1 pseudogene is annotated in these 3,829 nt (G+C 35.8%); it reads right to left on the minus strand.

Annotated elements, in window-relative coordinates:
- Positions 1 to 3,198, minus strand: a pseudogene (locus NPX98_RS06555) (hypothetical protein); the annotation flags it as partial.
- Positions 3,199 to 3,829 lie beyond the last annotated feature (631 nt).

Below are 3,829 nucleotides of genomic sequence, written 5' to 3' on the forward strand. Positions count from 1 at the left end.
AGGGCTACCGCTTGCAGCTTGTAGTTGGGGGGCATAAGCTGTTGGTGTAGCTTCTACAGATCTAGCTCTCCTTCGACTACGTCTAGTTTGTTCATCTTGTTCATTCACATTAACTATTTTAGATTGCTCAGATCCCACAATGTATAATATTTGATACAGATCGTTTGTTGGTTCACCAAAAACAATGGAACTATCACTGAGATTAAGAATAGAAACTTTAGATTGTACACTTTTTTCAATATCAAGATCTGAATCTATGCCATTCTGTTCCTCACTTTTACTGATTTTTAAGACCCATGTAGTATCTTCGCTCAAATTGAAAATAGTTTTACCATCTTGAGCTATTCTTGTACCACCTTCTAAAGTAGAATTGTTTGCATTTATAGTGAGAGTGCTGGAAGCGCTATTTCCATTGGAAGCATTATCACCTTTTGCTTTTAACAGAATATCTGCAATGATTTCCGAATTGTTGAGGGTAATTGTATCCTGTGCGAAATCTCCATAAATACCAACACCGTCTTCAACATTAATTTTTGTATCGGCAAGTATAATGACGTTAGTACTTTGTCTATTTATAGCAGCTTGTTCTACGTCTTTGTCTTTGTTTTTGTATAAAACAATACCATAAGCCTCTTCATCACCGGTAACAGTTACGGTTGAACCTTTAAGATTGATTACACCAACGTTGCTTAGCAAACCAACATTTGTTGCTGTTGCTTGCATATTTGCAGCCTCAATTTTCCCACCGTCTTTTACTAAAAACGCTAAATTACCTTCAGTAACTTCTCCTTCTTTCACGGTAGTTTTGGAAGCGTTATTTGCAATTACTGCTGTCCTGCTTTCTTGAAGCTCGGAAGTACGCGTAATTAAAGATTGAATTTTATCTTGAACATTAATGTTTTCATAATTTTCAACTGGGGCAACTTGATCCCTAGAAACTGAATTTTCAGAAGAACTAGATCCAGAAACAGAGCTAGGAGTTTCAGCCAGTAGGATGCGAGCTCTAGGCTGATCTGGGATTTGAATTTCTGTTTCAGAATCTGAACGAGCAGAATTTTCAGTTACTGTAGCAGTAGCTGGAGCACTAGGGGCTACATCAGCATTAACAGACGCTATAGTTACAGGACTGGAATCTTCATCACCTGAAGAAACAGCATCTTCAGAAGTTTGAAATTGTTCTTGAGTTTCAGAATGTACACTTGAACCAGAAGAAATCACAGAAGTATTATCTTCACCAGAACTTGGACGAGCTACAGAAGCTACATAAACACCAGAAGTTGAAGAATCTGAACGACTGAGATTAGAATCCCTAACAGTTAAGGAACTAGGAACTGAATATACGTGTATTACTGTATCTGAACGAGCAACTCCTCCTGAACTGTTGATCACAGTACCTGGTGAAAGAGAAGCCTCAGGATTGAAAGGAGCAGAACTTTCGGAAGATTCAGGAATTGAATTTGCCGTAACCTGAGAAGTTTGAGCTGAAACATCTGGGCTAGAAGATGAAGTTTGAGATTCAGAAGTGGAAGGAGGAGAAACGGTAAGAACAGAAGTTTCAGAAGTTGAGCTTACAGAATCTGCAAGAGTAGCTTCGGAAGTTTGAGATTGAAGTTGTTCTTGAGCCCCAGAAGGTGAAGCTGCAGCATCTGAAGTAGAAGGAATTACAGTAGCACTATCCCCACTAGTATCAGAACGAGTTTCAGGGGTTCCAGAAACACTAGGACTTTGACTCGAAGAATTTAAAGAATTTGAACGAACATTTCCACTTGAATAGACGACTAAACGAGTGCTTCCAGCATCTGAACGAGCAACTCCTCTTGATTGAGTAACTACACTTGAACGAGGAGCTCCAGTAGTTGAAGGCGCTACTTTAGTATCTAAAGGAGCAGAATTTTGGGAAACTTCATTATGATTTAGGCTTTGATTTTGAGTTTCAGGAGTTGAACGAGTATTATCTACAGAGTTACTTTCACTAACTATTTGTTCAGCTCTTTTCTTATATTCAGCATTTTTCTCATTATGTTGCTCTTGAACATCTTTTTTTATATTATCAAATTCATTGTTAAGTACTGTTTTATACGTTTCAAGCCATCCATGAGAATCTGCTTTAGTCAATGTTTCCTTTACTGTTTCCACTGCTCGTGTAAGTGCTGCATTAAACTTCGTATTTTGGGGATCTATAGATGCAAGATTTTCAGATACAACCTTAGAATTATCTGGAGCCATTATTAGCTTATTAGCTTCTAGTTGATCTTCAATCTCTTGATTATACTGTTCAACTTGAGCTTTTACTGCTATACGACCTAAAGTATCTGCTAACATTTTTATATGTTTTTCTGAACCATATGCCTTAGCTGCAACCATTACTGCATCAATTTTTCCTTTCTCTTCATTCAATTTGTTTTGAAGTTCGGTATTGAACTGTAAGTTCTCCTGACCAATCATTGTTCCAGAAGCTATATTGTGAAGTACCTGAGATTTCTCTACATTATTATTTCCGAGATCTCTAGGAGCTATAAGAGAAACATCTACAGCATCTACAGCATTACTTCGATCAATTATCTCTTGAACTATTTTTTGATACTCTACATTTTTTTCTTTCTGTCGTTTCTTAGTTTCCTCTTCTATACTACTCAATTCTTTGTCAAATGCGTCTTTATATTCTTGTGAAAACTTGTAAGAACTGGATTCAGCTATGGTTTGCCTCGCTTTATCCATTACTCGTTTAAGTGCAGCACCAAATTGCGTATCACCGGAACTTATAGATTGAAGATTCTTAGATACATCAAATTTAGAACCATTTTTTTTAATCATTAGATTATTAGCATTCAGTTGATCTTTAATTGCTTGATTATATTGCTCAAACTGAGCATTCGCTGCTATATTACCTAATGTTTTTGCCAATGCTTGTGCATGTGTAGGTTTTCCATAATCACGAATTGTAACTAGTGATGATATATTCACTTTCTTTGCAGCATCATCGAGATCTTTTTGAAGTTTTGTATAAAACTGCGCGTCATCCTGACCAACCATTGCTCCAGAAACTATATTATGAAGTGTCAAAGGTTTTCTTCCATTATTTTGGGCTTGAAGAGAAGAAGGTTCTGTAGCAGAAGGTTTGTTTGCATAAGTTGAACTGTAACAAGAAAAGAATAACGTTCCAGCAACTGTACATAATAAAAGATTTTTTTTACTCATAGACATGCCTTTAATATAATTCCTCTGTTCTTATAACGACTACTACAGCAGTGTTTAAATCATTATGTTCTTTGTGTAAAGCGCAATATAAAACATACTGTATTTATATTGTTTGTGATTATGTTTGCATTGCGTATGTTATATCCATAATATTTTTATTATTTTGATGCATTTTGTCTGAGAAGCTGGCTATGGATCTATTGTTTTTTTGATCTGTTTTGGATGAGATTAGTGTTAGGCATGATCTTTGTTCATTACGCATTAATATCAAGCCTGATTGAGTGTTTAGAGAGACAAGATAGAATGTTTGCCAAGTTATAGCGTAGTCTCTGCTAACACTTATTTTTATCATAGATAAAAACATCAATTTTCTATTATTGTTTATAACAATTTATGTTCAATAAGTGCACGCATATTAACTTAATATTCGTATATGAACGAATCATCATTTCAGTCCGTGTCCTCGTGAGATTATTACCGTTCAGTTTTGTATGATTTTATCACTAGATTGTGAAGCAAAGCTCATTGGTGGTTAAATGAAGGGAAGGTTTTTGTATGCAGTGTGCATATCAGTTGTAGGAAATGCAGGTTACAATGCTGTGAAAACTTTTCAGTTTATAAAGATACGAAC

The sequence above is a fragment of the Bartonella sp. A05 genome (genome assembly GCF_026930145.1).
In the GTDB taxonomy this organism is placed as follows: domain Bacteria; phylum Pseudomonadota; class Alphaproteobacteria; order Rhizobiales; family Rhizobiaceae; genus Bartonella.